At 70.3% G+C, this 20387-nt stretch carries 19 protein-coding genes; 9 read left to right on the top strand and 10 right to left on the bottom strand.

Features of this window, described 5'->3' with window-relative positions; translation table 11 throughout:
* Positions 1-9: 9 nt before the first annotated feature.
* Genes aztC through aztB form a run of 3 tightly spaced genes read right to left on the bottom strand, consistent with a single transcriptional unit; the run spans position 10 to position 3130 of the window.
* Complete coding sequence (aztC, locus tag ACOKM3_RS35830) at positions 10-975, bottom strand: zinc ABC transporter substrate-binding protein AztC (protein WP_426905400.1); 966 nt, start codon at positions 973-975, stop codon at positions 10-12.
* On the bottom strand, positions 972-2240 hold the full coding sequence (locus ACOKM3_RS35825) for a PQQ-binding-like beta-propeller repeat protein (RefSeq protein WP_426905399.1): 1269 nt from the start codon (positions 2238-2240) through the stop codon (positions 972-974). The genes aztC and ACOKM3_RS35825 overlap by 4 nt, the downstream gene beginning before the upstream one ends.
* The gene (gene aztB, locus ACOKM3_RS35820) at positions 2237-3130 is read right to left on the bottom strand and encodes a zinc ABC transporter permease AztB (RefSeq protein ID WP_426905398.1); all 894 of its coding nucleotides are present in this window, start codon (positions 3128-3130) and stop codon (positions 2237-2239) included. The genes ACOKM3_RS35825 and aztB overlap by 4 nt, the downstream gene beginning before the upstream one ends.
* Before the next feature lie 14 nt (positions 3131-3144).
* On the opposite strand from aztB, the gene aztA reads away from it, so the two are divergent.
* Positions 3145-3888, top strand: coding sequence for a zinc ABC transporter ATP-binding protein AztA (gene aztA, locus ACOKM3_RS35815; RefSeq protein ID WP_426905397.1), 744 nt, complete (start codon positions 3145-3147; stop codon positions 3886-3888).
* Positions 3889-3897: 9 nt separating this feature from the next.
* Here the strand turns inward: aztA and ACOKM3_RS35810 are convergent, their stop codons facing one another.
* Both ACOKM3_RS35810 and ACOKM3_RS35805 read right to left on the bottom strand, forming a co-directional pair.
* The gene (locus ACOKM3_RS35810; protein WP_426905396.1) at positions 3898-4389 is read right to left on the bottom strand and encodes a nuclear transport factor 2 family protein; all 492 of its coding nucleotides are present in this window, start codon (positions 4387-4389) and stop codon (positions 3898-3900) included.
* 30 nt (positions 4390-4419) lie between these two features.
* Positions 4420-5214: a helix-turn-helix domain-containing protein gene (locus ACOKM3_RS35805; RefSeq protein ID WP_426905395.1), complete on the bottom strand. Its 795-nt coding sequence runs from the start codon at positions 5212-5214 to the stop codon at positions 4420-4422.
* A 129-nt stretch (positions 5215-5343) separates the two neighbouring features.
* Between ACOKM3_RS35805 and ACOKM3_RS35800 the strand changes: the two genes are divergently transcribed.
* Positions 5344-5703 (top strand): nuclear transport factor 2 family protein, encoded by a 360-nt coding sequence (locus tag ACOKM3_RS35800; protein ID WP_426905394.1) that lies wholly within the window; start codon positions 5344-5346, stop codon positions 5701-5703.
* A 5-nt stretch (positions 5704-5708) separates the two neighbouring features.
* Here ACOKM3_RS35800 and ACOKM3_RS35795 read toward each other — a convergent pair whose 3' ends face one another.
* From ACOKM3_RS35795 to ACOKM3_RS35785, 3 genes are all read right to left on the bottom strand, one after another.
* Entirely contained in the window at positions 5709-6473 is a 765-nt protein-coding gene (locus tag ACOKM3_RS35795; RefSeq protein WP_426906983.1) for an amino acid ABC transporter ATP-binding protein, read from the bottom strand.
* Between the two features lie 68 nt (positions 6474-6541).
* Positions 6542-7330, bottom strand: coding sequence for an amino acid ABC transporter permease (locus ACOKM3_RS35790; protein WP_426906982.1), 789 nt, complete (start codon positions 7328-7330; stop codon positions 6542-6544).
* A 62-nt stretch (positions 7331-7392) separates the two neighbouring features.
* On the bottom strand, positions 7393-8223 hold the full coding sequence (locus ACOKM3_RS35785; RefSeq protein ID WP_426905393.1) for a transporter substrate-binding domain-containing protein: 831 nt from the start codon (positions 8221-8223) through the stop codon (positions 7393-7395).
* Between the two features lie 215 nt (positions 8224-8438).
* Here ACOKM3_RS35785 and ACOKM3_RS35780 point away from each other — a divergent pair, with 215 nt between their 5' ends.
* Together ACOKM3_RS35780 and ACOKM3_RS35775 are read left to right on the top strand one after the other, a co-directional pair.
* Positions 8439-9383, top strand: a complete 945-nt coding sequence (locus tag ACOKM3_RS35780) for a LysR family transcriptional regulator (RefSeq protein ID WP_426905392.1) — start codon at positions 8439-8441, stop codon at positions 9381-9383.
* A gap of 116 nt (positions 9384-9499) precedes the next feature.
* Positions 9500-10330 (top strand): transporter substrate-binding domain-containing protein, encoded by an 831-nt coding sequence (locus ACOKM3_RS35775; protein WP_426905391.1) that lies wholly within the window; start codon positions 9500-9502, stop codon positions 10328-10330.
* Positions 10331-10342: 12 nt separating this feature from the next.
* Here the strand turns inward: ACOKM3_RS35775 and ACOKM3_RS35770 are convergent, their stop codons facing one another.
* Together ACOKM3_RS35770 and ACOKM3_RS35765 are read right to left on the bottom strand one after the other, a co-directional pair.
* Positions 10343-11908, bottom strand: coding sequence for a M81 family metallopeptidase (locus tag ACOKM3_RS35770; RefSeq protein ID WP_426905390.1), 1566 nt, complete (start codon positions 11906-11908; stop codon positions 10343-10345).
* Positions 11905-13092, bottom strand: a complete 1188-nt coding sequence (locus ACOKM3_RS35765; RefSeq protein WP_426905389.1) for an ROK family protein — start codon at positions 13090-13092, stop codon at positions 11905-11907. The genes ACOKM3_RS35770 and ACOKM3_RS35765 overlap by 4 nt, the downstream gene beginning before the upstream one ends.
* Positions 13093-13304: 212 nt before the next feature.
* On the opposite strand from ACOKM3_RS35765, the gene ACOKM3_RS35760 reads away from it, so the two are divergent.
* From ACOKM3_RS35760 to ACOKM3_RS35740, 5 genes are all read left to right on the top strand, one after another.
* Complete coding sequence (locus tag ACOKM3_RS35760; protein WP_426905388.1) at positions 13305-15164, top strand: peptide ABC transporter substrate-binding protein; 1860 nt, start codon at positions 13305-13307, stop codon at positions 15162-15164.
* Positions 15161-16111, top strand: a complete 951-nt coding sequence (locus ACOKM3_RS35755) for an ABC transporter permease (RefSeq protein WP_327664723.1) — start codon at positions 15161-15163, stop codon at positions 16109-16111. The genes ACOKM3_RS35760 and ACOKM3_RS35755 overlap by 4 nt, the downstream gene beginning before the upstream one ends.
* On the top strand, positions 16108-17013 hold the full coding sequence (locus ACOKM3_RS35750) for an ABC transporter permease (protein WP_426905387.1): 906 nt from the start codon (positions 16108-16110) through the stop codon (positions 17011-17013). Before ACOKM3_RS35755 ends, ACOKM3_RS35750 begins: the two co-directional genes overlap by 4 nt.
* A gap of 53 nt (positions 17014-17066) precedes the next feature.
* Positions 17067-19112 (top strand): ABC transporter ATP-binding protein, encoded by a 2046-nt coding sequence (locus tag ACOKM3_RS35745; RefSeq protein ID WP_426906981.1) that lies wholly within the window; start codon positions 17067-17069, stop codon positions 19110-19112.
* 138 nt (positions 19113-19250) lie between these two features.
* Positions 19251-20339: a WD40/YVTN/BNR-like repeat-containing protein gene (locus ACOKM3_RS35740; RefSeq protein ID WP_426905386.1), complete on the top strand. Its 1089-nt coding sequence runs from the start codon at positions 19251-19253 to the stop codon at positions 20337-20339.
* Positions 20340-20387: the final 48 nt, after the last annotated feature.

The raw sequence follows: 20387 nt of genomic DNA, 5'->3' as shown, positions 1-20387 counted from the left end.
AGTCGTGGGTCAGCGGGCCGTCAGGCCCTTGGTCATCGCCGTCGTGTTGGCGCGCATCATCCGCAGGTACGTGTCCGCGCCCCCGCCCTCGGCCGTCAGGGACTCGGAGTACAGCTTCACGACCTGGACACCGCCGCCCATCTCCTTGCGCAACACCTCGGCGAGGCGGGTGGGTTGGGAGGAGTCGGCGAAGACGGTGCGGACGCCTGCCTCGTCCATGGCCTGCGTGAGGGAGCGCAGGTCGGAGGAGCTGGGCGAGGCGAGGGTGGTGCCGCTGGGGACGACGGCGCCGACGACGCGGAGGTCGAAGCGGTCGGCGAGGTAGCCGAAGACGTGGTGGTTGGTGACGATCGCGCGCCGCTCCTCCGGGACGCGGTCGAAGGACTCCTCCATCCAGCTGCCGAGCTTCGCCAACTCTTTGTCGTAGCGGTCGGCTTGGGCGCGCACCGCGCTGTCGTCGACGCCGTCGACGTGCTCGGTGATCTGGTCGGCGATCAGGCCTGCCGCCTTGCGCATGCGGTCGGGATCGGTCCAGAAGTGCGGGTCGGCATGGCCGTCCCCGGCGTCGTCGCCGGTGTGGAAGGTGAGCGGGTCGACGGCCTTGCCGACCTCGAAGGTGGCGACGCCGGACTCGCGGGCGGCGTCGACGTGGCGCAGCACGTTCTCCTCCAGGCCGAGGCCGTTGTGGACGACCAGGTCGGCCCGTTCGATGTCGGCGGCCTGCCGTGCGGAGAGTCCGAAGGAGTGCGGGTCGGCGTCGGGCTTCATGAGGACGGTGACCTCGGCCTGGTCACCCGCTATCTGCCGGGTGACGTCGCCGAGGATGTTGGTGGTGACGACGATGCGGGGCCGTTCGCCCTCGGTGGTGCAGGCGGTCGCGGTGGCGGCGGCCGCCAGGGTCAGCAGGCCGAGCAGCAGGCTGCGCAGCCGTGCCGTGCCCACGCGGACGCGCTTCTTCGCCTCGTCCGCGCTCATCGGCCGGTCTCCGCCATCAGCACCGGTTCGACGTCGAGGTCGAAGGTGCGGGCGATGCGCAGGTCGTCGTTGTAGTCGACCTCGAACACCCGCTTGCCGTATGGGTCGTTGACGTAGGCGCGGCTGCGGTCGACCTCGACGACCGGGGCGTTCCGGGTGTGCGGCTTCCCGGTCAGGAGCTTCTCGGTGCGGGTGGTCTCTTTCCCCGTCTTGATGTCGTAGCCGTGCAGCCTGCCGTCGGTCTCCAGGACCAGGAGCGGCGCGCCCTCCCCCGCGGTGTTGGCGGCGACGACGGGCCCGGTCTCCACTCGCGTCCAGGCGCGCTCGCCGACGTCGAGGACCCATACGGAGTCGTCCCCGGCCGGCGCGGTCAGGGTGTCGCTGCCGGGGCGCTGCCGGAACTCGGCCGCCCGTTCGGTGTCCGGCAGGCCCTTCTCGTGGGGTCCGGACCCCGGCTCGTAGGGGGTGGACTCGGTCTCGTAGGGGGTGGACTCGGCGGTGAACTTCCCGCTCTCCTCCCGTACGAGCAGCGCCCCTTCGGCGCAGCCGAACACCACGCCACGGCGGGTCACGGCGTCGCCCTTCGGCTTCTCGCACTCGGCGTCCGGCGCGGCGACGCGCTTGCCCTTACGGTCGAACACGGTGAGCTTCGCGGCGTCACCCTTGCCGGTGAGCGCCAACAGGTGCTCCCGGTACGGGACTACGGGCCCCTTGACCGTGCCGGGCAACGTCCGGGTGCGCGCGATGTCGCCCTTCTCCAGCTTGCCGCGGTCGTACAAGACGGTCCGACCGCCCTTGCCGGTCACCGCGGTCACAGCGGCGTCGCTGCGCACCAACGCGCCTTCTCCGACGGGCAGTTCCCCTACGTCGCGGATCGCCGCGCGGTAGTAGTGGACGTGGTCGCCGTGGTCCACGGTCCAGGAGCCGCCGTCGAGGACGTGGGTGGCGCCGGATGCGTGGAGGTAGCCGAAGCGGCCGTCCGTGGCGAGGTCGGCGGCGCCCGTGACGTTGTCCGTCTTCGTCACCTTGCCGGTGATGAGGTCGAGGACGCGGGTGCTTCCGCTGCCGGGGTCGTTGAGGACCAGCCGGGACTGCTGCTCGGCCCCCTCCTTCGCGCCCTCCACGTAGCCGTGCGGGGTGGCGGACGGTGAACTCGCCGCGCGTTTCGGGTCGTTGTCCTCCTGGGCGGCGCAGCCCGCGGCGAGCAGGGCGGTGAGCGCCAGTGGGACCGGGGTCCACTTCGCGGCGTTGGTTCGGGCGGTCAAGACATTGCCTCCGACTTGCTTCGGTCGACTTCGAGTACGGGAGCGGGCGCGGCGCCGTCGGCGGCACGGCTCGTACGGCGGTGGCGGACGCCGGAGGCGAGGTGGGAGAGGAAGAAGAGACTCACCGCGAGCGCCGAGACGGTGGCCCCGGCCGCGGTGCCGAGGTGCCACGACAGGAGCAGCCCGCCGAAGGTGGCGGCGGCGCCGAGGAGGGCGGCGCCGACCATGACCCCGCGCACACTGCGCGCCCAGGGCAGGGCGGCCGCGGGTGGCGCGATCAGCAGGCCGAGGACGAGCAGCGTGCCCACGATGTGGAACGAGGCGACGATCGCGAGCCCAAGGAGACCGAGCAGCACGGCGTGCGCGAGCCGCGGGCGCAGGCCCAATGTCTGGGCCTTGCGGGCGTCGAAGGTCAGGGCAAGAAAGGCCCGGTGTCCGAGGACCGAGACGAGGAGCGCCACGAACAGGGCCACACCCAACACGGCGAGGTCCTGCCCGCGCACCGCGAGCACGTCACCGAAGAGGAATCCGGTCAGATCCACCGCGAAGGACTGCGAGCGCGACACGATGATCACGCCGAGCGACAGCATGCCGACGAACAGCAGCCCGATCCCGGTGTCCCGGGACAGCCGCCGCGCCCTGCCGAGAGCGGTCACCCCCGCTGTCATCACCGCCGCGCTCGCGACCGCGCCCACCATCAGGTTGCCGCCGAACAGCGCGGCCAACGCAACACCGGGCAGCAGCCCGTGGGACATGGCGTCCCCGAGGAAGGCCATCCCCCTGAGCCCCACCCAGGTCCCGGCCAGTGCGCAGATCGCCGACACCAGGATTCCGCCCCACAGGGCGCGCTGCACGAAGGCCACCTCGAACGGGGCCGTCAACCACTCCATGCGAGGACAGTACAATGAAAACCATGTTCAACAAACCGACCATCGTCCCGGCCCCACGGCAGGACCGGGCCACCCGCGTACACCTCGACGGGCTGTGCGCCGGCTATCCCGGCCGCAAGGTCCTCCATCAACTGACCGCCCAGATACCGGAGTTCGCGAACGTCGCGCTCGTCGGGCCGAACGGCAGCGGGAAGTCCACGCTGCTCGGTGTGGTGGCCGGTGTGATCCGCCCTACATCGGGAGAGGTCCGGCACCACGGGGAACGGCGGCCGGCGTTCGTACCGCAGCGCGGAGCCGTCGGGGACACACTCCCCCTGACCGTGCGTCAGACGGTGGAGATGGGGCGCTGGGGCGGGCTCGAGTCCTGGCGCAGGCCGTCGCGGCGGGACCTGGCGGCGGTCGACGCGGCGCTCGACCGGCTCGGCATCGGTGACCTCGCCGGGCGTCAGCTGGGCGAACTGTCGGGTGGGCAGCGGCAGCGCACGCTGGTCGCGCAGGGGCTCGCCCAGGAGTCCGACCTGCTGCTCCTCGACGAGCCGACCACGGGGCTCGACCCGGAGGCCCGCGGCAGGATCGGGGCGCTGCTCACGGAGCTCGGGGGCGAGGGCGTGACGGTCGTGCAGGCGACGCACGACCTCGAGGCGGCGCGGGCGGCGGATGTCTGCCTGTTGCTGCGCGAGGGACACCTCGTCGGGCAGGGGCCGCCCGGCGAGGTGCTCACGGAGTCGGCGCTGGCGCGGGTGTGGCAGCCGACGTGAGCCGGAGTGTCAACGGGTGCGTCCGGGGCCGCCCAGGTGCTGCGTCGGCCCGCCAAAGGGAAGGACCAGCGTCCGGCGCGCCATCAGCCACCGCCCGTCCAACCTGCGGAAGGTGTCCTCGTAGTGACCGATGTTCGCGGGCGGCGGTGGCGGCACGATCCCGTCGCCCGGATGGCCGTCGACGCGGTACGTCGCGAAGTACGTGGTGGCCGACGCGGTGTCCGGTGACTCGACGGTGACGAGGATGTTCGTGCACATCCGCCGGGAGAGACGGTCGGCGGGGCGGCCCCCGAAGTAGGCGCGCAGGGCGTCGCGGCCCTCGATCCTCCGGTCGTCGTACGGCCACTGCCAGACGCCGTCGGGGGTGAAGAGTTCGGAGACCGTGCCCGGGTCCCCGAGGTCGAGGCGGCGCACGAGCTCCAGGATCAGTCGCTCGCAGGCGCGCTCCGCCAGGAGGCGTTCCAGTGGGTCGAGTTCGTCCGTCGTGTCACCCTTGGTCATCCACCAGTCCTACCAAGTGGGGCCGTACGCCTACGAGTTCTTTTCGAAGCGGCGCCGCGTCGCGTCGTCCGCCGGCAGGAACGTCTCCAGGTGCAGGCCCTCCAGGGCGGCGTCGGCGGGCGTGGTGAGCTGCGCGGAGGTGCTGAAGAAGCGCAGCGGCTCGGCGTCCGGCACGGCGAGTTCCAGGGTGAGGACGGGACTGCCGGTGGGGGCGGTGCGGGGCACGGTGGCGAGGTGCCGGGCGGTCTCCTCGGCGAGGGCGAAGTGGCGTGGGTCGTGGGTGCGTTCGGCGCGGTGGAGCAGCTGGTGGTGCAGGTGGGAGGCCCACTGCGTGAAGTTGCGGATCCGCGGGGCCAGGCCCTCCTCGTGCACGCACAGCCGGATGACGTTGATCGGGGGTTCGAGGAGCCGGGGCGCACACCCGTCGAGGAGCGCGGCCACGCCCTCGTTGGCGTCGACGACGTCCCAGTAGGTGTCCAACAGCAGCGCCGGGTACGGCATATGGGCGTCGAGCAGCCCCCGAAGGCCGTCCATGACGACCGCGAGCGAGGCGTCCGCCAGGTCCCGGTCCCGGTAGTGCGGCGCGTAACCGCCCGCGAGGAGCAGCTGGTTGCGGGCGCGCAGCGGGACGTCGAGGTGGTCGGCCAGGTGCAGGATCATCTCGGGCGTCGGGTGCGCCCTGCCGGTCTCCACGCGGCTGAGGTGCCGGGTGGAGACGGCGGAGCGGTTGGACAGCTCCTGTTGGCTGAAGCGTCGGCGTTCGCGCCAGCCGCGCAGCAGCGGGCCGACGGTGCGGGTGTCCACGGGGTCCACGACGGTGGTCATGGCGGCAGCGTACGACGGCGGGGCGCGCCCTCCATGACCTCCGAGGTCATGGAGCATGCGCCGCCGCCGGGCCACAGTGATGGACGTCAGCCGAACGCCAACACACCGCATCCCACCGGAGGTTCGACCATGACCGCACAGCACGCCGTCGACGCCTACCTCGCCACCTGGAACGCGCAGGGCGAGCAGCTCACGAAGCTCATCGCCGAGCACTGGGCGCCCGACGCCACCTACACCGACCCGCTGGCCGAGGTGTCGGGCCACGCCGCGCTCGCCGCACTGGTCGAGGGGGTGCAGGAGCAGTTCCCGGGCTGCGTATTCACACCGGTCGGCGACGTGGACGCCCACCACCGGCAACTGCGGTTCCAGTGGGGCCTGGGCCCCGAGGGCGCCGAACCGCTGGCCATCGGCTTCGACGTCCTGATGCTGGACGAGGCCGGACGGATCCAGGATGTCCGCGGCTTCCTGGACAAGGTGCCGGGCGCCTGACTCCCTCAGGACGCGGGAGCGCTCTGCGCGTCCCCCGGGTTCACGACCCTCGCGAGGAACGAACGAGTGCGGTCCTCGCGGGGGTTGCCGAGGACCTCGTCCGGGGTCCCCTCCTCGACGACCACGCCGCCGTCCATGAACACGACGCGGTCCGCGACCTCGCGGGCGAAGCCCATCTCGTGGGTGACGACCATCATCGTCATGCCCTCGTCGGCGAGCGAACGCATCACGGCGAGCACATCGCCCACGAGTTCCGGGTCGAGCGCGCTGGTCGGCTCGTCGAACAGCATCAGCTCGGGGCCCATCGACAGGGCGCGGGCGATGGCGACGCGCTGCTGCTGGCCGCCGGACAGCTGGGCGGGGTAGCTGGTCTCCTTGTCGGCGAGGCCGACGCGGTCGAGGTTGGCGCGGCCCGTCCGCTCCGCCTCCGCGCGGTCCCGGCCGAGGACCCGGCGCTGCGCGATGGTGAGGTTCTCCAGGACGTTCAGGTGCGGGAAGAGGTTGAACTGCTGGAAGACCATGCCGATCCGGCGGCGTACGCGGTCGATGTCGAGGTCCGGGTCCGTGAGGTCGGCGCCCGCCACCACCACCCGCCCGGACGTGGGCTCCTCCAGCAGGTTGGTGCAGCGCAGCAGGGTGGACTTGCCGGATCCGGAGGGGCCGATGACACACACCACCTCGCCGTGCGCGACGGTGAAGTCGATGCCGCGCAGCACCTCCAGGTCGCCGAAGGACTTGTGCAGTCCCTGGATCTCGATGGCCGCGGTCATGCCGGTGTCCTCGTCCTCGGTGCCGTTCGGTGTGTCCTCGTTACTGGTGTCGTGCGTCATGCCCCCGCTCACCTGGCCTTCGCGTGCCGCGCCTCTAGGCGGCGCACCAGATAGCCCAGGGGGACGGTGACGAGCAGATAGCACAGGCCCGCGACGAAGATGGGTGTGCTGTTGGCGGTCTCCCCCGCCAAGTCCCGGCCGAACTTGGTGAGTTCGCGGGTCTCCAGGGAGACGCCGAGGAACAGGACCAGCGAGGAGTCCTTGAACAGCAGGACCAGTTCGTTGGTGAGTGGCGGCACGATGATGCGGAAGGCCTGCGGGATGACGATCGAGCGCATCGCCAGCGTCTGCGACATGCCGAGCGTGCGGGCGGCCTCCATCTGGCCGCGGGGCACCGCCTGGATGCCGGCTCTGATCGTCTCGGCCATGTACGCGGCGGCGACCAGGCCGAGCGCGATGGCCACCTGCCCGTACACGCCGCCGGGCAGGGCCGTGCCGGGGAAGGCGAGCGGCACACCCACCCCGATGAAGATGAAGATCAGCAGGGCGGGCAGCCCACGGAAGAACTCGATGTAGATGGAGGCGAGCCACCGGTAGGGGGCCACCGACGACAGCCGCATCAGGGCGATGACCAGACCGAGTACGAGGCCGACGCCGAACCCGGTGAGGGTGTAGATCACCGTGTTGACCAGCGCGGTCGTGATCAGGTCCGGGAACATCCGCCGGGCCACGGACGGATCGAGGAACTGGTGTTGGAGCTGCCCCCAGTCCGCGAGCGTCGCGGCGAGCAGCACCGCGACGCCAAGGATCACGTACTGGACGACACGCGTCACCTTGCGCCTGCGGCGCGGCGACATGTGCTTGCGCGGCGTGGCGTCCCCTCCCGAACTCCCGTCCACCGAGGGTGTCTTGACGGTGCTCACTTCGCGGCGCCCTTCGGCATCGGCCCGATCCACTTCTCGTACAGCTTCTTGTACGTGCCGTCCTTCTTGGCCTGGCCGATCGCCTTGTTGATCGCGGCGAGCAGCTTCGGGTTGCCGCCCTTCTTCACGGCGAAGCCGTACTCCTCGCCGGTGGGGACGGTGCCGAGGAGGACGAACTTGTCCTTGACGGCGGAGTCCTTCAGCCAGTTTTGGACGACCGGGTAGTCCTGGACGAGGACGTCGACCTGTCCGGTGCGCAGCCCGTTCAGCTCGGCGTCGGAGCTCTCGAAGGACTGCGGGTCGACGCCCTTCTTGTGCGCCAGGTCCTCGCCGGTGGTCGCGGACTGGGAGCCCAGCTTCAGCTTGCCGCTCTTGATGTCGTCGAGGGTCTTCGCCTTGACCCCCTTGCGGGCGAGCAGCGCCTGGTCGGCGTCGAAGTAGGGGTCGGAGAAGTCGAGGTTCTGCTTGCGCTCGTCGGTGATCGTCATGCCCGCGGCGGCGACGTCGCACAGGCCCGCGTTGAGGTCGGCACCGGTCTTGATGGTCTCGAAGGACTTGTCGATGATGTCCTGCTTCACCTCGAGCTTCTTCGCGACGAGGTCCATCAGGGAGACGTCGAAGCCGACGACCTTGCCGTTCTTCTCCGACTGGAAGGGCGCGTACGGCAGGTGCGTGCAGGTGGTCAGCTTGCCCTTGTGGACCAGCTTCACCCCGCCCGCGGTCATCGTGACGTCGTCGCTCTTGCTGCACGAGGTCGTCAGGGCCACGAGGCAGGCCGCGACGGCGAGCGGGACACAGCGGCGGGCGAGGCGGGCGGTTGAAGTCACGGGGCTTCCCTGGGACTTGGAGGGGCGGGCGATGCGCGGCACGGGCGGCCGAGAGCAGGTCGGACCGGGGTGCGGGACCGGCACTGACCTCGGAAAACATGAGGTTCGGACACACTGACGCACGGGCGCGGCAAGGTCTACATCACATTTCTTTGCCCACCCCAAGAAATGCTTACCGATCTTGACTTGCGGAATGAACTCCATAGCTTGTACGCATGTTTGACTCGCGGCACATCCAGACGTTCGCCGAGGTCGTGCGCACCGGCTCCTACGCGGCGACCGCGCGGGACCTCGGGTACACGCAGCCCGCCATCAGCCAGCAGATGAAGGCGCTCGAACGCGCCGCGGGCACACCGCTGTTCGTCCGGGCGGGGCGCGGCCTGCGGCTCACGGACGCCGGGCAGCTGCTGGCACGGCACGCCACGGGCATCCTCAGCTCCATCGCGACGGCGCACGGCCAGTTGAAGGCGATCACGCGCCTGGAGTCGGGGCGCGTACGCGTCTGCGCCTTCCCCGCCGCGAACGCCACGCTGCTCCCGGCGACCGTAGCCCGCGTCGCCGCGGCCCACCCGGGCCTCCGCGTCGAGCTGCTGGAGGAGGAGCCGCCCGACTCGCTGCGGGCGCTGCGCGAGGGGCGGTGCGATCTGGCGCTCGCCTTCTCGACGGGACACACCGGCGCCGTCGCGCACCATGACGGTGAGGAGGGTCTGGTCGAGTTGCCGCTGCTCGACGATCCGCTGATGGTGCTCCTCCCGGCGGGCCATCCCCTCGCCGGGAGCGACCACGTGGAGCTGGGAGAGCTGGAGCGGGAGCGCTGGATAGCGGGGTGCCGGCACTGCCGGGGTCACTTCGTCGCCGCCTGCGCGGAGGCGGGTTTCACGCCGGACATCGCCTTCACCACCGACGACAATCTCGCGGTGCGGAGTCTGGTGGCCGCCGGTGCGGGCGTCGCGCTGATCCCCGGCATGACGCTGCCGCTCCTGCGGCACACCGAGGTCGTGGCCCGCCCACTCACCCCCGCGGGCGGGCGCCGCGTCTCGGCCTTCGCCCTCGAAGGACACGAGACGGCGCCGGTCACCGCGCTGCTGCTGCGGACGCTGAGTGAGGCGGCTGCGGACATGGAGCGGGCCACTTCCGGTTTTCCCCTGCCCGAGGCTTGACCCGCGGAGGCCATCCGAGCTTCGGACACCTCCTTCACCGGCGCGAACTCTTCTGACAGGGTGAGCCACCGGACGATCCGTTCACCCTGCAAGCACCGTGTCGAGGAGTAGCCGAGATGAGCCGCCGCACGTCCAGACAGCGTGTCGCCACCCTGTCCGCCCTGGTCTGTCTGCTGGGTCTGACCGCCGCCGCGCCCGCGGCGCCGTCGGCCACCCAGCAGTCCGCCAAGAAGCAGCCGACGAGCCTGCTCGACTCGGTCCCGAAGTCCGGCGTGCTGCGCGTGTGCACGACCGGGGACTACAAGCCGTTCACGTACAAGGACCCGAAGGACGGTTCGTACAGCGGCATCGACATCGACATGGCGAAGGACCTGGCCAAGAGCCTCGATGCCAAGGCCCAGTGGGTGGACACCACGTGGGCGAATCTGACGAAGGACCTGTCGGACGGGAAGTGCGACGTCGGCGTCGGCGGTGTCTCGATCACGCTGCCGCGCGCCCGCCAGGTGTACTTCAGCGAGCCGACCCGCGAGGACGGCAAGACGCCGATCGTGCGCTGCGCGGACAAGGACAAGTACCAGACGCTCAAGGACATCGACCAGGCGGGGACGACGGTCGTCGTCAACCCCGGTGGCACCAATGAGCAGTTCGCCCGGGCGAACATCAAGCAGGCCACCATCAAGGTCCACCCGGACAACCGCACGATCTTCGACGAGATCGTGGCGGGCCGGGCGGACGTGATGATGACGGACGCGAGCGAGACGCTCTACCAGGCCAAGCTCCACCCCGAGCTGTGCTCGATCCACCCCGACAAGCCGTTCTCGTTCGCGGAGAAGGCGTACGCGACGCCGCGCGGCGACCGCGACTTCCACGAGTACGTGGACCAGTTCGTGCACCTGACGACGCACGACGGCACGTACAAGAAGTACGAGGCGGAGTGGCTGAGTTGAGCCCCGTACGACTCAGAGGATGACGGGTGTGAGGTCGGGGCCCGCCCCGGTCTCGTACGCGTCCTCGTCGAACGGGTACAGCGGGCGCTCCACCCGGTGGTGTCCCAGGCGCAGCAGGTCCTGGTCGACGCCGCCGGGGGTGAGCGCGAGCAGCCAGTCCGCGGCCATGTCGTGCAGCTCCGGCTCCAGGTAGCCGATCTTGACGACGACCACGTCGTACGTCCGCGGGTCGATGCCGAGGCCGCCCTCGGCCGGGCCCGTGAAGTCGGCGAGGGTGTGGAACGGCTTGCGGCGCTCGACGAGGATCACGGTGAGGCCGCCGACACGGACGGCCGCCATGTCGACACCGCGGTCGTACGCGCCGCCCTCGGCGCGGTCCTTCTGGTCGGCTGCGCGCTGCAACCCCTCGACGGTGCCGGTGAGTTCGTACGGTCCGCCGTGGTTCGCATCGACCTTGCCGCCGACGGAGAGCGTCACCTCGGCGCCCACCCCGGCCTCGAAGCAGGCCGCCACGGCGACGGGGTCGGTGATGCCGGGGTGGACGGCCGTGACCTTCCCCGTGCGAATCGCGTCGTTCTCCAGCAGCTTGCCCAGCATGTACGCGAGGTCACCCGCGCCGCCCGCGGTCGGGTTGTCGCCGGAGTCGCTGATGAGGAAGGGCCGCTTGTCGGAGGCGACCGCCTTGTCGATGCACTCCTCGGCGTTGCCGGTCGGGCCGACGAAGAGGAAGTCCTTGCGGGCGTCCCAGTAGCGGCGGGCCAGCAACTCGGCTTCCTGCGAAGCGAGTTCGGCGTCCTCACCGGTGACGACGATGGCCGCCTTGCAGCGCGGCTCGTCGGCCCAGGCGTAGCCGACCCACATCGCCGCGTCGAGGATGCCGTCCTTCCGCTCGATGTCGGCGAGCGAGGCGTAGAGGGACTTGGCGGGCTCCAGGCGGGTGCTGGTCTTCTCGCCGGGCAGCAGGACCGGGACCTGGACCCAGGCGCGGTGCGGGCGGGTGCCCTCGCGCAGGCAGTGCACGAGGTTGCGGGCGGCGCGCTCACGGGTGTCCCAGGCGTCCTCGTGCGGGGCGAGGCGGTGCGCGGTGAGCAGGTCGATGGGCTCGGCGAAGCGGCGGGACACGTTGCCGTGCAGGTCCATGGCCGTGGAGATCATGGGGCGGGTGCCGTCGGGCGTGCCGTTGTGGTCGAGCGCCGCGCGGACCGCCTCGGTCAGGTCGCCCTCGGCGTCGGTGAGGCCGATGACGCTCATGGCGCCGTGGATGTCGTAGACGAGTCCGTCGAGCGGGCCCGCCTCCCGTATCCGGGTGACGAGTTCGTTCTTGAGGATCAGGTACGACTCGGCCTCCACCGGGCCGCCGGGCAGCGAGGTCGCGTGCAGCAGCGGCACCCACTCGACCAGCTCCGCGAGGTCGGAGTCGGCCTGTGTCCACGTGTAGCGGTCGAGGAGGTCCTGGCCGCGCGTCTGCCGGAAGTCGTCGGTGGTGGAGCGGTGCGGGCAGAACGTGGACGACTCGATACCGATGCCGCCGATGCCGATGCGCAGGCGGCGGCCGGTGATCGGGGTGGTGCTCGTCATGCGTGGACGCTCTCTTCCTTCAAGGCGGGGGCAGTGGACGACAGGTTGTTGTGCAGCGCCGTGAGGCCCGCGCCGAGCAGGCCCGCATCGCGGCCCGCGGCCGTCGTGGTGATCTCCAGGTCCGCGGTGGCGAGCGGCAGACAGCGCTCGTAGAGCACGCCGCGGACGGCGGCGACGAGGGGTTCGGCGGTGGCGAGGACACCGCCGATGGCGACGGCCCGCGGGTTGAAGAAGTTCACGACGACCGAGAGCACGGTGCCGATGTGCCGTCCCGCGGCCCGTACGAGGGTGGTGGCGAGGGGGTCGCCGTCGGCGACGAGCTGAAGCAGCTCGGTGGTGCTCGCCACGTCGACGCCCTGCGCGGCGAGTTCGCGGATGAGGGCGGCGCCGCTCGCGACGGTCTCCAGGCAGCCGATGTTCCCGCAGGAGCAGGGCCGCTCACCGGCCTCCTCCACGCGGACGTGGCTGATGTCTCCGGCGCTCCCGTTGGCACCGTCGTGCGGCCTGCCCGCGACGATGACGCCGCTGCCGATGCCGCGGCCGGCCTTCACGACGACCATGTGGTCGAGCTCGGGCCGGGAGGTGCGGTGCTCGCCGACCGCCATCATCGTGGCGTCGTTGGCGACGGTCACCGGCATGCCGAGCCGCTCGGCGAGGACGTCGCGCAGCGGGTAGCGGTGCCAGCCGGGCATCCGGGAGGGGCTCAGGACACGGCCGTCCGCCGGGTCGACGGGGCCGGGGAAGGAGACGCCGAGCGCGCGCACGGTGCGCCCCGACTCCTTCTGCTTCGCGGCCAGTTGAGCCACTTGACCGCACAGCCAATCGACGGCGGACTCGGGTCCCGCGGTGATGTCGTGCGGCAGGTCGACGGCGTCGTGCACGGCCGCGCCGAGATCGACGGCGCCGAGCCGCGCGTGCCGGCTGCCGAGGTCGGCGGCGAGTGCGACACCGCCCTGCGCCTTGACCCGCAGCAGCCGGGGCCTGCGTCCGCCCCGCGAGGCGCCCTCACCGGACTCGGTGAGCACGCCCTGGGCCACCAGCTCCTGCACGCGCAGCGAGACGGTGGAGGGCGCGAGGCCCAGTTCCCTGACGAGGTCGGCGCGGGAGGAGGCGGCTCCGGACGAGACGAGCCGGAGTATGTGCCGGGCCGAGCCCTGCTCGCCTTCGTTCGCGGTGTCCGCCATCCGGTCCCCCTGGAGACTTACTTCGATTAGTTCGTTCGAGTTCGGACCGAACACTAACCATCGACAAACCAAGTGCGCCAGACCCCGCCCGTTTTTGCATTACTTTCCGAATGAACCTATTGACTTGCTTCGAACGGTCGACTTAGCGTTCGGGCGCCCCTCGTCGAATCTTCACACGGGGCCGCACCCCTTCCCCTTGGAGGCCCTTCGGCATGCGTTTCCTCAGGTCAAAGGCGTCCGCGGCGCTCGCCCTAGCGGCGGCGCTGGTGGCGCTCACCGGCTGCACGCACGAGGCCGGCAGCATCGCCATGGGCCGCACGGGCGGCACTCCCGTCGAGGGCGGCACGGCCACCATGGCCCTGCCGCCGGCGGCGACCCCGAACTGGATCTTCCCGATCGGCGCTCCCGGCTACGGCGGCTCCTACAACTACGCGATCCAGTCGCAGCTCTACATGCCCGTGTACGACGCCGTGCAGGAGAAGGGCGAGCTGGTCACGCACGGCCCCAGCACGCTGGGCCTGGAGCCGAAGTACAGCGACGGGAACAAGACGGTGACCGTCCCGCTGCGCAAGGGCGTCAAGTGGTCCGACGGCACCGAGGTGACCGGCCGCGACCTCGAGTTCTGGTTCAACCTCGTCAAGGCGAACAAAGCCGACTGGGGCGGCTACTCGGTCGGCAACATCCCGGACAACGTCAAGAAGTTCGAGCTCGTCGGCGACCACACCGTACGGCTGCACCTCAAGCGCGCGTACAACCCGGACTGGTTCACGGCGAATCAGCTCTACTACATGCGCGCCCTGCCGCAGCACGCCTGGGACGCCAAGACGGACGGCGGCAAGGTCGGCGACTTCGACCGCACCACGAAGGGCGCCAAGGCGGTCTTCGCGCGGCTCACCCGGCACGCCAAGAGCCTCGGCTCGTACGGCACCGACCCGCTGTGGAAGACCGTCAACGGCCCTTGGAAGCTGGCCGGTTGGCGGGACAACGGGCAGGTGACGCTCGTACCGAACGAGAAGTACACCGGTCCGAAGTCGGAGCGCCCGCACCTCGACAAGGTCGTCTTCAAGCCCTTCACCACCGCCGACTCCGAGTACAACGTGCTGCGCTCCGGCGGCGTCGACTACGGCTACATCCCGCCGTCGGTGATGGCACAGAAGGAGAAGTTCGAGAGCAAGGGGTACCGCGTCGACCCGTGGGAGGGCTGGGCGGCCACGTACATCGTCTACAACTTCAACTCCACCCACGCGGGCCCGGAGATGAACCAGCTCTACATCCGGCAGGCGATGCAGCACCTCGTCGACCAGAAGGCGATGAGCAAGGTCATCTGGCAGGGCAGCGCGACGGAGACGCTCGGCCCGGTGCCGGTCACGCCGAAGAGCCAGTACCTGTCGAAGGAGATGGCGCACAACCAGTACCCGTTCTCCGTGTCGAAGGCCAAGTCACTGCTGGCCGCGCACGGTTGGAAGACCGTCGACGGCACGGCACGCTGTGTACGGCCCGGCACGGGGGACGACGAGTGCGGCAAGGGCATCGGGAAGAACGACCCGCTGGAGCTCACGCTTCTCTCGCAGTCCGGCTCGACCGAGACGACGAACATGATGCAGGAGCTCAAGTCCTCGCTCAGCAAGGCCGGCATCGACCTGACCGTGCGTCAGCAGCCGCTCAACTCCGTGCTCGGCAACTCCGTTCCGTGCAAGGCGAAGGACTCCGGCTGCAACTGGGACATGTCCTTCTTCGGCACCGCCGGCAGCTGGTACTACCCGCTCAACCCGAGCGGCGAGCAGCTCTTCTCCACCGGCGCCTCCTCCAACTTCGGTAATTACAGCGACAAGAAGGCCGACCGCCTCATCAGTGCTGTGCAGTACGCGCCCGACATGAAGGCCATCCACGAGTACGGCGAGTACCTGGCGGAGCAGCTGCCGGTGATGTGGATGCCGAACCCCGCGTACCAGGTGTCGGTGATCCGCAACGACCTGCGCGGCATCGAGCAGAACCCGACGGTGACCTTCCAGCCCTCGCACTGGTACTTCGTCAAGAACGCCAAGAACGTCAAGAAGGGAGCCGAGAAGTGACCGGCTTTCTGGTCAAGCGTTTCCTTCAGGCGCTCGTCGTCCTGTTCCTCGTCTCGATCATCGTCTTCACCCTGCTGCACCTGCTGCCGGGCGGCCCCGCCCGCGCGATCCTCGGCCCCAAGGGGACGCCGCAGCAGATCGAGCACTTCAACCACGTGCAGGGCTACGACCGTTCGCTGCCGACGCAGTACCTGATGTACCTGAAGCGCCTGCTGACGGGTGACCTCGGCGAGTCGTACAAGCTCAACTCGCCCGTGATCGACCTGCTCACCCAGCGCCTGCCGAAGACGCTCCTGCTCACCCTCATGTCGACGGTCCTCGCGGTCGTCATCGCGGTGCCGCTCGGCCTGCTCCAGGCGGTGCGGCGCGGCAAGGCGTCCGACTACGCGCTGACCGGGCTCGCGTTCCTGCTGTACGCGACGCCGGTGTTCTTCCTCGGCCTCGTCATGATCATCCTGTTCGCGCAGGTGCTGCCGATCTTCCCGGCGGAGGCACCGCAGGGCGAGACGATCGGACAACTCCTGGGCGACATACCCGGGTTGATCCTGCCGGTGGTGACCATGGCGTTCGGCATCGTGGCCATGTTCAGCCGGTACATGCGCTCGGCGGTCCTCGACAACCTCACCGAGGAATACGTGCGCACGGCCATGGCGAAGGGCCAGTCGAGCCGCCGGATCATGGTCAAGCACGTGATGCGCAACGCCCTGATCCCGCTCGCCACCCTCCTCGGCCTCTATCTGCCGACGCTGTTCAGCGGCGCCCTCGTCGTCGAGTCGATGTTCAACTACCCCGGCATGGGGCTGCTGTTCTGGAACGCCGCGCAGGGCTCGGACTTCCCCGTCCTGCTTGGTGTGACCCTCGTCGTCGGCATCGCGACCGTCCTCGGCTCGCTGCTCACCGACATCCTGTACGCCGTCCTCGACCCGCGGATCCGGAGCGTGTCATGACCACTGCTGTGACGACCTCTGCCATACCGGGGCAGGAGGAGGCCGCGCAGGCCACACCCTCGCTGGCCCGCCGCACCCTGCGCGTGTTCACGGGCAACAAGCTGGCGCTGAGCGGCGTCATCCTGCTCGTCCTGCTGCTGGCCTTCTGCTACCTGGGCCCGCTGGTCCACCCGACCGAGCAGATCCACACCGACCTGTCGCAGGCGAACCTGGCGCCGGGCGCGTCGGGTCACCTCCTCGGCACCACCGACCTCGGCTACGACATGGTGGGCCGGCTCATGGTCGCGGGACAGACGTCCCTCGAAATCGGCCTGGCGGCGGGCCTGTTGGCGACCCTGTTCGGCACCGTGTACGGCGCCGTCGCCGGGTACTTCGGCGGCTGGGTCGACGCGACGATGATGCGCGTCACCGACGCCGCGCTCGCCATCCCCGCGATGTTCCTGCTCGTCGTCGTGGCCGCGATCATCACGCCCAGCAAGGGCATCCTGATCCTCATCATCGCGGCCGTCGCCTGGCTCTCCCCCGCCCGCCTGGTGCGCGGCGAGGCACTGTCGCTCCGCAACCGGGAGTACGTGCAGGCGATGCGGATGATGGGCGGCGGCGGCGCCCGCGCCGTGTTCAAGCACATCGTCCCGAACGCCATCGGCACCGTCATCGTCAACTGCACGTTCCAGATCGCCGACGCCATCCTCTACGTCAGCTACCTGGCCTTCCTCGGCCTGTCGATCCCGCCGCCGTCCGCCGACTGGGGCTCGATGCTGTCCGCCGGCATCACCTACACGCAGAACGGCTACTGGTGGCTGATCTTCCCGCCGGGCATCGCGATCGTCCTGGTCGTCGCCGCGTTCAACTTCATCGGCGACGGACTGCGCGACGCGTTCGAAGTACGGCTGCGCAAGTGACGTACGAACCAGGTGACTTCAGGGACGTCAAGGGCGAGAAGGGCCTCACGAACATGACCACGACCGAGCCCCTGCTCCGGATCGAAGACCTGCGCGTCGACATCTCCACGCGCGACCGCACCGTCCACGCCCTCGACGGCGTCTCGCTCGAACTGGCGCCGGGTGACGCGCTCGGCATCGTCGGCGAGTCCGGCTGCGGAAAGACCATGACGGCGCTCAGCGTCCTCGGACTGCTGCCGTCCGGCGGCGAGGTGACCGGCGGCCGCATCATGTTCGACGGGCAGGACCTGGCGGCGGCGCCCGCGCCGGTCCTCCAGGACGTGCGCGGCAACACCATCGGCATGGTCTTCCAGGACCCGCTGACCTCCCTGAACCCGACGATGACGATCGGCGCGCAGGTCGCGGAGCCGCTGCTGCTGCACCGGGACGTGTCCAAGAAGGAGGCGTGGGCGCGCGCCGAGGAGACGCTGCGCCTTGTCGGCATGCCGCAGCCGGCCGAGCGGATGAAGGCCTATCCGCACCAGCTGTCCGGCGGCATGCGCCAGCGCGTGGCCATCGCCATGGCGCTGGTCTGCGAGCCGAAGCTGCTGATCGCGGACGAGCCGACGACGGCGCTCGACGTGACGACGCAGCACCAGATCCTGGAGCTCATCGACGATCTGCGCGAGCGGCTCGGCATGGCGATGATCCTGGTCACGCACGACCTCGGCGTCATCGCGAACCGGGTCGACCGGGTGGCCGTGATGTACGCGGGCCAGGTGGCCGAACAGTCCGATGTACGCGGCCTGTTCGCCCGCCCCCGGCACCGTTACACGGAGGCGTTGTTCGCGGCGCTGCCCGAGCGGGCGGCGGACAACGAGACGGAGCTGCACACCATCCCCGGCCTGCCGCCGAGCCTGACGGTGCGGCCCACGGGGTGCCGGTTCGCGCCGCGCTGCCTGTTCGCGACGGACGACTGCCGCACCCTTGAGCCGTTCCTGGAGGAGGACGAGGTGCAGGGGGCGGAGCACCGGTTCGCGTGCTTCCACCCGGTGCCGACGGCGGTGAACGCCGCCTCCCCGGACGAGGTGGTGACACCCGCGCCGATCCCTGCGCAGGACGCACCCGCCTCCGACGTACTGGTGGAACTCGACGCGCTGGTCAAGGAGTTCCCCCTCAAGGGCGGCCCGTTCTCGCGCAGTCGCGGCACGGTCAGCGCGGTCGGCGGGGTGTCGCTGAGCATCCGCAAGGGCGAGACGTTCGGCATGGTCGGCGAGTCGGGCTGCGGCAAGACGACGCTCGGCCGGATCGTGGCGGGCCTGGAGGAGCCGACGGCGGGTTCCGTACGTTTCGAGGGCCGCGACCGCGCTTCGCTGTCGCGCGCGGAACGCCGGGCGCACCGCCGCGACGTCCAGCTGATGTTCCAGGACTCGACGGCGGCGATGGACCCGCGGATGCGCGTCGGCGAGATCCTGCGCGAGCCGCTCGTCATCCAGGGCGTCGGCGACAAGGCCGAACAGGAGAAGCTGATCGGCGAGCTCCTCGACGCGGTGGGCCTGCCGCGCGGCGCGGTGCACCGCTACCCGCACGAGTTCTCCGGCGGCCAGCGCCAACGTCTGGGCCTCGCACGGGCGTTGACGCTCTCCCCCGATCTGGTGGTGGCGGACGAGCCGGTGTCGGCGCTCGACGTGTCGGTCCAGGCGCAGATCCTGAACCTGATGCGGGAGCTGCAACGCGAACGCGGCCTCACCTACCTCTTCATCTCGCACGACCTCGCGGTGGTCCGCTACCTCGCGGACACGGTCGGCGTGATGTACCTGGGCAAGCTGGTGGAGGTGGGCCCCGCCGAGCAGGTCTACAACCACCCGCTGCACCCGTACACACGCGGCCTGCTCGACACGGTGAACGTGCCGGACCCCGAGGCGACCGCCGCCTCCGGGTCCCCGCTGACGGGCGAGACCCCGTCGGCGGCGAAGCCCCCGTCGGGCTGCCGGTTCCGTACGCGCTGCCCGATCGCGCAGGACGTCTGCGCGACGACGGAGCCGCCGGAGTCGACGCCGGACTCGGCGGGCCACCGGGTGGCGTGCCACTTCCCACTGGCGGTGCCGACACCGGCTTGACTGGCGGTGCCGACACCGGCTTGACTGGCGGTGCCGACACCGTTCTGACCTGCGGCGATGGCCGGTACGGGGGCCGTTGTCAGTGGTGGGGTGCAGACTGACCGATACCTGGAGACAACGACGTTTCGGAGGTTCGGCATGACTGACGTACTGCTGGCAGTGGGCACCCGCAAGGGCCTCTTTCTGGGCCGCAAGCGCGACGGCGGCCCGTTCGAGTTCGACGAGAGCCCGTACTTCAACGCGCAGGCGATGTACTCGGTCGCCATCGACACCCGCGGGGAGCGACCACGACTCCTCGCGGGCGGCGACAGCACGCACTTCGGGCCGTCCGTCTTCCACTCGGACGACCTGGGCCGCACCTGGACCGAACCACCCGCGCCCGCCGTCAAGTTCCCCGATTTCACCGGGACTTCACTGGAGCGGGTGTGGCAGCTGCATCCCTCGGCCTCCGAACCGGACGTGGTCTACGCGGGCACGGAACCGGCGGCCCTCTACCGCTCAGAGGACCGGGGCGAGACCTTCGAACTGTGCCGCCCGCTGTGGGAGCACCCGACGCGTTCGCAGTGGGTGCCGGGCGGCGGCGGAGAGGGCCTGCACACGATCCTGACGGACGAGCGGGACCCCGGCGCGGTGACGGTGGCGGTGTCCACGGCCGGCGTCTTCCGTACGACGGACGGCGGCGCGAGCTGGGACCCGGCGAACAACGGAGTGGCGGCGGTCTTCCTGCCCGACCCGAACCCCGAGTTCGGCCAGTGCGTGCACAAGGTGACGCGGGACGCCGCCGACCCCGACCGCCTCTACCTCCAGAACCACTGGGGCGTGTACCGCAGCGACGACGGCGGCGGGAAGTGGCTCGACATCGGCGAGGGCCTCCCCTCGACCTTCGGCTTCGCCGCGGCCGCGCACCCGCACCGCGGCGACACGGCGTACGTCTTCCCCATCACCGCGGACATCGACCGCGTCCCCGCCGACCACCGATGTCGCGTCTACCGCACCCAGGACGCCGGCACCACCTGGGAACCCCTCACCCACGGCCTCCCGTCGAGCGACCACTACGGCACGGTCCTGCGCGACGCCCTGTGCACGGACGACAACGACCCGGCAGGCGTCTACTTCGGCAACCGCAACGGCGAGGTGTACGCGTCCCCGGACGACGGCGACACCTGGAAGCAGGTGGCGTCGCATCTGCCGGATGTGCTGTGTGTGCGGGCGGCTGTGGTGGGGTGACGCGCGGGGGCCGGGCGGTGGGGCTCGGCATCTGGGGGGCTGGGTCCG

Source organism: Streptomyces nidicola (assembly GCF_050106155.1).
Lineage (GTDB): Bacteria > Actinomycetota > Actinomycetes > Streptomycetales > Streptomycetaceae > Streptomyces.
This window is presented reverse-complemented; position numbering and strand designations above follow the sequence as displayed.

Bases quoted from the DNA above. Each gene is read 5' to 3' on its own strand.
- ACOKM3_RS35780 (WP_426905392.1), top strand. From the start codon at position 8,439: ATGTTTGACTCGCGGCACATCCAGACGTTCGCCGAGGTCGTGCGCACC.
- ACOKM3_RS35740 (WP_426905386.1), top strand. From the start codon at position 19,251: ATGACTGACGTACTGCTGGCAGTGGGCACCCGCAAGGGCCTCTTTCTG.
- aztA (WP_426905397.1), top strand. From the start codon at position 3,145: ATGAAAACCATGTTCAACAAACCGACCATCGTCCCGGCCCCACGGCAG.
- ACOKM3_RS35775 (WP_426905391.1), top strand. From the start codon at position 9,500: ATGAGCCGCCGCACGTCCAGACAGCGTGTCGCCACCCTGTCCGCCCTG.
- ACOKM3_RS35805 (WP_426905395.1), bottom strand. From the start codon at position 5,214: ATGACCACCGTCGTGGACCCCGTGGACACCCGCACCGTCGGCCCGCTG.
- aztC (WP_426905400.1), bottom strand. From the start codon at position 975: ATGAGCGCGGACGAGGCGAAGAAGCGCGTCCGCGTGGGCACGGCACGG.
- ACOKM3_RS35800 (WP_426905394.1), top strand. From the start codon at position 5,344: ATGACCGCACAGCACGCCGTCGACGCCTACCTCGCCACCTGGAACGCG.
- ACOKM3_RS35790 (WP_426906982.1), bottom strand. From the start codon at position 7,330: ATGTCGCCGCGCCGCAGGCGCAAGGTGACGCGTGTCGTCCAGTACGTG.
- ACOKM3_RS35745 (WP_426906981.1), top strand. From the start codon at position 17,067: ATGACCACGACCGAGCCCCTGCTCCGGATCGAAGACCTGCGCGTCGAC.
- ACOKM3_RS35760 (WP_426905388.1), top strand. From the start codon at position 13,305: ATGCGTTTCCTCAGGTCAAAGGCGTCCGCGGCGCTCGCCCTAGCGGCG.
- ACOKM3_RS35765 (WP_426905389.1), bottom strand. From the start codon at position 13,092: ATGGCGGACACCGCGAACGAAGGCGAGCAGGGCTCGGCCCGGCACATA.
- ACOKM3_RS35810 (WP_426905396.1), bottom strand. From the start codon at position 4,389: ATGACCAAGGGTGACACGACGGACGAACTCGACCCACTGGAACGCCTC.
- ACOKM3_RS35750 (WP_426905387.1), top strand. From the start codon at position 16,108: ATGACCACTGCTGTGACGACCTCTGCCATACCGGGGCAGGAGGAGGCC.
- ACOKM3_RS35770 (WP_426905390.1), bottom strand. From the start codon at position 11,908: ATGACGAGCACCACCCCGATCACCGGCCGCCGCCTGCGCATCGGCATC.
- ACOKM3_RS35795 (WP_426906983.1), bottom strand. From the start codon at position 6,473: ATGACCGCGGCCATCGAGATCCAGGGACTGCACAAGTCCTTCGGCGAC.
- aztB (WP_426905398.1), bottom strand. From the start codon at position 3,130: ATGGAGTGGTTGACGGCCCCGTTCGAGGTGGCCTTCGTGCAGCGCGCC.